The sequence below is a fragment of the Nocardioides stalactiti genome (assembly GCF_014180715.1).
Lineage (GTDB): Bacteria > Actinomycetota > Actinomycetes > Propionibacteriales > Nocardioidaceae > Nocardioides > Nocardioides stalactiti.
In genome coordinates this window covers 1-6,025 of sequence record NZ_JACEFC010000176.1, presented here as the reverse complement: position 1 = coordinate 6,025, position 6,025 = coordinate 1, and the positions used below count along the sequence as shown (strand labels likewise).

The 6,025-nt window shown below is 71.0% G+C and carries 7 protein-coding genes; 4 read left to right on the top strand and 3 right to left on the bottom strand.

Annotated features, from left to right (window positions below; all coding sequences use genetic code 11):
* A partial coding sequence (locus H0487_RS21325) for a PASTA domain-containing protein (protein WP_183096234.1) occupies positions 1-682 on the top strand: 682 nt, incomplete at its 5' end.
* A gap of 2 nt (positions 683-684) precedes the next feature.
* Complete coding sequence (gene pknB / locus H0487_RS21320; protein WP_183096233.1) at positions 685-2,619, top strand: Stk1 family PASTA domain-containing Ser/Thr kinase; 1,935 nt, start codon at positions 685-687, stop codon at positions 2,617-2,619.
* Positions 2,620-2,634: 15 nt separating this feature from the next.
* Here pknB and H0487_RS21315 read toward each other — a convergent pair whose 3' ends face one another.
* On the bottom strand, positions 2,635-3,435 hold the full coding sequence (locus H0487_RS21315; protein WP_183096232.1) for a DUF881 domain-containing protein: 801 nt from the start codon (positions 3,433-3,435) through the stop codon (positions 2,635-2,637).
* Between the two features lie 96 nt (positions 3,436-3,531).
* Between H0487_RS21315 and H0487_RS21310 the strand changes: the two genes are divergently transcribed.
* Positions 3,532-4,053, top strand: coding sequence for a cell division protein CrgA (locus tag H0487_RS21310; RefSeq protein ID WP_183096231.1), 522 nt, complete (start codon positions 3,532-3,534; stop codon positions 4,051-4,053).
* 151 nt (positions 4,054-4,204) lie between these two features.
* On the opposite strand, the gene H0487_RS21305 is transcribed toward H0487_RS21310, so the two are convergent.
* Both H0487_RS21305 and H0487_RS21300 read right to left on the bottom strand, forming a co-directional pair.
* Complete coding sequence (locus H0487_RS21305; RefSeq protein WP_183096230.1) at positions 4,205-5,134, bottom strand: rhomboid family intramembrane serine protease; 930 nt, start codon at positions 5,132-5,134, stop codon at positions 4,205-4,207.
* Positions 5,135-5,647, bottom strand: a complete 513-nt coding sequence (locus H0487_RS21300; protein WP_183096229.1) for a peptidylprolyl isomerase — start codon at positions 5,645-5,647, stop codon at positions 5,135-5,137.
* A gap of 178 nt (positions 5,648-5,825) precedes the next feature.
* On the opposite strand from H0487_RS21300, the gene H0487_RS21295 reads away from it, so the two are divergent.
* A partial coding sequence (locus H0487_RS21295) for a hypothetical protein (RefSeq protein WP_183096228.1) occupies positions 5,826-6,025 on the top strand: 200 nt, incomplete at its 3' end.

The following is a 6,025-nucleotide window of genomic DNA, read 5'->3' as shown; positions in this document are numbered from 1 at the left end:
GGCCCTCCGCGGCGCCGAGATCGCTCCTCCGCCCCGCCACGCAGCGCCGGCCCCCGACAGCACCGCCGTGCTCCCCCGCACCTCCGACCAGGCGGTCGCCGGGGTCGCCGCCGTACCGCTCGAGCCGACGCCGCGGCTCGACCGGCCGGTGGCCTACCAGGGCACGCCCGCCCCGCAGCTGCGCAAGAGGTCGCCCTGGCCGGCCGTCCTGCTCGTGCTGCTCCTCGTCGCCGCGGCGGTAGCGGTCGTCGCGCTCGTCCTGGGCGGCGAGGACGACACCGCCCCCACGACCGACGACCGGACCACCTCGGCCCCGACGGATCCGACCACGCCGACCAGCGAGACCTCGGCGACCGACCCGACGACGCCGACCACGACCGCCCCGGAGCCGATCGAGGTCGTCGCCTCGGACTACGTCGGTCGTGACGTGGCCGACGTCGAGCGCGAGCTCCAGCTGCTCGGTCTCCAGGTCCGGCTGTTCGAGGACGCCAACCCCGGCGACCAGGCCGAGGACACCGTCGTCAGCGTCAACCCGACCGGCACCCTCCAGGAGGGCGACACGGTCGACGTCCACTACTGGGGAGCCGCGGCCTCGACCGCGCCGCCGACCACCGAGACGCCGCCGACGAGCGACTCCACGGCCACCGACACTGGTGGCACCGACACGACGGAAGGTGGCTGAGGATGAGCAACGCCGGGCCCACGGACCCGCCCGGACAGACCGGGGGTTCAGGGACGGTCGGTGGCCGCTACCAGCTCGGTGAGCTGCTCGGCCGCGGCGGCATGGCGGAGGTCCGCAAGGGCATCGACACCCGCCTCGGCCGCGTGGTCGCCGTGAAGCGGTTGCGCACCGACCTGGCCAGCGACGCCACGTTCCAGGCGCGCTTCCGGCGCGAGGCCCAGTCCTCGGCCTCGCTCAACCACCCCGCGATCGTCGCCGTCTACGACACTGGCGAGGAGCCGAAGGACGACGGTGGCGACACCGTCATGCAGCCCTACATCGTGATGGAGTTCGTCGCCGGCCGGACGTTGCGCGACATCCTGCGCGAGGGCCGCAAGATCCTCCCCGAGCGGGCGCTGGAGATCACCAGCGGAGTCTTGTCCGCGCTGGACTACAGCCACCGCGCCGGGATCATCCACCGCGACATCAAGCCGGGCAACGTGATGCTCACACCAGCCGGTGACGTGAAGGTCATGGACTTCGGCATCGCCCGCGCGATCAGCGACGCGGCGTCGTCGATGACCCAGACCGCGGCGGTCGTCGGCACCGCGCAGTACCTCTCCCCGGAGCAGGCGCGGGGGGAGACCGTCGACTCCCGCTCCGACGTCTACTCCGCCGGCTGCCTGCTCTACGAGCTCCTCACCGGCCGGCCGCCGTTCGTCGGCGACAGCCCGGTGGCGGTCGCCTACCAGCACGTCCGCGAGCCCGCCGTCCCCCCGTCGCGGCACGACACCGACCTGACGCCGCAGATCGACGCGATCGTCATGAAGTCGCTCGCGAAGCGGGTCGAGGACCGCTACCAGTCGGCGGCCCAGATGCGCTCCGACATCGAGCACTACCTCGCCGGACGCCCGGTCCATGCGGTCGCGCCACCACCGATGGTCGACGACGACCCGCCGCCGACCGCGGTCGTGCCGGCCACCGGCACCCACGAGACGATGGTCCGCCACCGCGCGGTCCCGCCGCTGGAGGAGGACGACGGCCGCTCCCGGGTCTGGCTGTGGCTGGTCCTGGGCCTGCTCCTGCTCGCGCTCCTCGCCGGCGCGTTCTTCTCGCTGCCCAAGCTGTTCCCGGACGAGCCGACCGACGTCCAGGTCCCCGGCGTCATCGGTCTCCAGCGCGACGACGCGCGCGACCAGCTCGCCGACGAGGGCCTCGCCATCGACGACAAGCAGCGCCAGTGCAGCGACCAGTACGACGCCGGCCAGGTCATCGACCAGGAGCCCGAGGGGGAGACCTACGTGTCCCCCGGGTCCGAGGTGACCCTGGTGCTGAGCAGCGGCGGGTGCGACTTCGCGATGCCGGACGTCACCAACAAGCTCGAGCGGGTCGCGATCGACGAGCTCGTCGCCGCCGGCATCAAGCGCAAGAACATCATGGTGGCGCCCGAGGAGTGCGACACCGACGACGCGAAGGGCACCGTCGTCGAGCAGACCCCGCGGCCGCAGTCCTCGGTCGGGCGCGACGACACCGTGACGCTCTGCGTCTCCGACGGTCCCGAGACCGTGCCGGAGGGGCTGATCGGCAGCCGGCAGGGCGAGGCCGAGCGGGCGATCCTCGAGGCGGGCTTCCAGGTCGACGTCCGCGAGGACGCTGCGTCGGAGGCGCCCAAGGGCGAGGTCACCGACGTGATCCCGGGCGAGGGCACCGAGCTCGACCAGGGCGACACCGTCACCATCTTCGTCTCCATCTACGTGGAGCCCACGACCTCGGCGCCGCCGCCGGAGACCGACACCGACGGCGACGGGCTCACCGACACCGACGAGGCCTCGATCGGCACCGACCCCGCCAACCCGGACACCGATGCCGACACCTTCAGCGACGGCGACGAGGTGGCGTTCGGCAGCGACCCGCTCGACCCGCTCGACTTCCCGCCGCCGGGACAGGTCGACGAGTAGCCGCGGCCGGGGGCGTCAGCCGCTGCGGTCGACCGGCTCGGCGTAGCGCAGGTCGAGCAGGCCGTCGTACGCCGGTGCCTCGACGAGGTCTTCGGTGGAGAGGTCCCACCCGATGTCGACGTAGGGGTTGGCGGCGTCGGCGCGGTAGCCGGTGACCAGCGGGTCGGCATCGATCGCTGTCATCAGCGCCACCGGGTCGCCCACCGCCTGGATCACGTAGGGCTGGGGATAGGGCACGCCCTGGAGCTGGACCGCGTTGCCCTCGCACTTGATGCCGGTCGTCGTGATCACCCGCTGGCCCGCGATCGTGACCGCGGTCGCGCCGCCGGTCCACAGGGCGTTGACCACCGCCTGGATGTCCTGCTGGTGAACGACCAGCCGGTCGACCTTGACGTCGTGGGCGACGGCCTCGTCGAGGATGTCGTCCGGGGAGTCCGACAGCGTGATCGAGAGCCCGGGCCCGCGGCGCGGCTCGAGGCCGGCGGGGTCCTTGAGCTCCTCGATCCGGCCCCGGGTCCGGGTGACGCGCAGCGACTCGACGTCCTCGGTGAGGTCGTCGACCTCCTGTTCGAGGTCGACCAGCTCCTGCCGGATCTCCTCGTAGTCGGCCGCTTCCTCCGCGACGAGTCCGGCGAGGTCGGTGTAGCGGCCGGGCCGCAGGTCTGTCCCGCGACTGTCCGCCGCCGAGGTGATGAAGAGGGCGCCGCTCAGCAGCGCGACGACGGGTGTGCCGGCCCGCCACGCCAGCGGACGCCGAGAGCGCGTCGGGCGCTCCGGCGGGCCTGGCGTCGGCCCAGCCGCGTGTGCACCCGTCATAGTGTCTAGGGTAGGCGTCGCTTGTACGTCGTACCGCCCGTGTCTGTCCCTGGCAGCCGAAGCCCCTGTCAGCAGCATCAATCGAGGAGCCCTGAAGTGAAGTTCTCCCGCCCGAGCCTCAAGCGTTCGGACAAGTCGGTCTTCGACCCGTCGAGCGGACCGATCCTCAGCGTGCGCGGGGTTGCTTCGCTCGTGCTCTTCCTCGGCGGCATCGGCTGGCTGGCCTACTACTACGTCGCCGTGCGGCCGGTCGCCGGCTTCGGCGACGACGACAAGCCCGCGCTCGACCCGGAGAGCTTCGAGCCCGGCGTCGTCACCGGCTGGAACTTCGTCGGCGACCTGCAGGAGTGGAACTACCTGATCGGCTTCGGCGCGATCATGCTCGCCCTGATGATCGCCGCCCACCCCTCGACGCCGCTGGGCCGCGGCCGCGGTGTCGTCATCGGCATGCTCGGCTGCTTCCTCGTCGGCCTGGTGTGGATCTGCACCTACTACGTCGTCGGCACCGGCGACAACGCGCAGGACCTCGCGATCTTCAACGACCTCGGTCAGAAGAACCTCTTCGTCGGCATCGCGTTCATGGCGGTCGGGTTCACCTTCGCCACCAAGTGGGAGTAGCGGGCTCGCCGCACCCGAACAGCACCCCGACAGCACTCGACCCCCCGCCGGACCGGCGGGGGGTCGTGCTGTTCATCCCCAGGTTTCTCCACACCGGGGGATAACTACATCGTTGTAGTTACCCACACCTGTGGGAAAACCTGGGGATGAATCAGGCCAGGACGACAGTGCGGCCGATCGTCGCGACGACGAGCAGCAGCGCTATCAGGCCGACGCCGAGCACCTGCACCAGGGTGCGTCGGTCCTTGGGCGCATAGACCAGAACGGCCGTGACGGCGAGCCCGCCGAGGAAACCACCGAGGTGGCCCTGCCACGAGATGCCGGGGACGAGGAACGTGATCGCCCCGTTGATGAGCAACCAGCCGCCGATGCTCTGCAGGTTGCCGCCGACCTTGTGGATCACGACGACCAGGGCGCCCATCAGCCCGAAGACCGCGCCGGACGCACCGAGCGTCGCGGTGTGCTCACCGGAGAACCAGTAGACGCAGACCGACCCGGCCAAGCCGGCCACGAGGTAGAGCGCGAGGAAGCGGGCCCGGCCGAGCACCGCCTCGACCTGCGGGCCGAGGAACCACAGCGCCATCATGTTGAAGCCGATGTGGAGCAGGTTCTCGTGGGTGAAAACGCTCGTGAGCAGCTGCCACACGGCACCGTCGGAGACGCCGGGGTACCAGGCCGTCCCCGCGACCTGGGAGCAGAACTGCTCGGTGATCGCGTTGGGGTAGCGGATGCCGGTGTCGTCCGCGTCCCGGCAGCTGCCCGCGGGCAGCAGCGCGAGGCGCGCGAGGAGCGAGCTGGTCGCCCAACCCGTCGCCACGATGGCGAGCCAGACCAGGACGTTGAGGCCGACGAGCACCATCGAGGTTCGCTGCGGGTCGGTCGACCGCTGGCCGCCGTACGCGGCCCTGGGCTGACGCACGCTGCGTGCGCCCTCCTTGACGCAGTCAGGGCACTGGAACCCGACCGACGCCTCCCTCATGCAGTCCGGACAGATCGCCTTGTCACAGCGCTGGCACCGGACGTAGGTCTCGCGGTCGGGGTGCCGGTAGCACGTCGGCACCCCGGCCGCAGACTCAGACACTCAGGCCTCGGTGATCTCGACCGACTCGATGACGATCGGCTCGGTCGGCTTGTCCATCGGACCGGTCGCGGCGCCCGCGATGGCGTCGACGACGTCGCGGCCGGCCTGGTCGGCGACCTCACCGAAGATCGTGTGCTTGAAGTTCAGCCACGGGGTCGCCCCCACGGTGATGAAGAACTGGGAGCCGTTGGTGCCGGGGCCGGCGTTGGCCATGGCGAGCAGGTAGGGCTTGTCGAAGACCAGCTCGGGGTGCGGCTCGTCCTTGAACTGGTAGCCCGGGCCACCGGTTCCGGTGCCGAGCGGGCACCCGCCCTGGATCATGAAGCCCGCGATGACCCGGTGGAAGGCGAGGCCGTCGTAGAACGGGCCGGTGCGGCCGTTGGGGGTCGAGTAGGCCTTCTCGCCGGTCGCGAGGCCGGTGAAGTTCGCGACCGTCTCGGGCGCGTGGTTGGGGAACAGGTTGATCGTGATGTCGCCCTTGTTCGTCTTCAGGATGGCCTGCTGGTCCGCCATGACTGCCTTTCGCACTGCTGGTCTGCGCGGGCGCCGGTGCCCGCGCGCTCGCTGCGATCCTACGGGGGCGACAACCGACGCCGTTCCGACGGTCTGCCGGACGTGGGATGGGGTAGTGGACAAGACGGTGGCTCTTCGGGCTGCCCACATTTCCTCGACACTCGGAAAGGGTTCGGCGATGGGACTCCGCAAGAAGAAGACGCTGCTCGACCAGGCAGAGGCCTACGGCCGCACGGCGATCGACCAGGCCAAGGTCTTCGTCAACGACACCGCGCTGCCCGCGCTCCAGGACGCCCGCGACAAGGCAGCCCCGATCGTGGCGGCCAGCGCGGCGACGGTCGCCGAACGCGCGACCGACGCCCGTGAGTACGCCGAGGC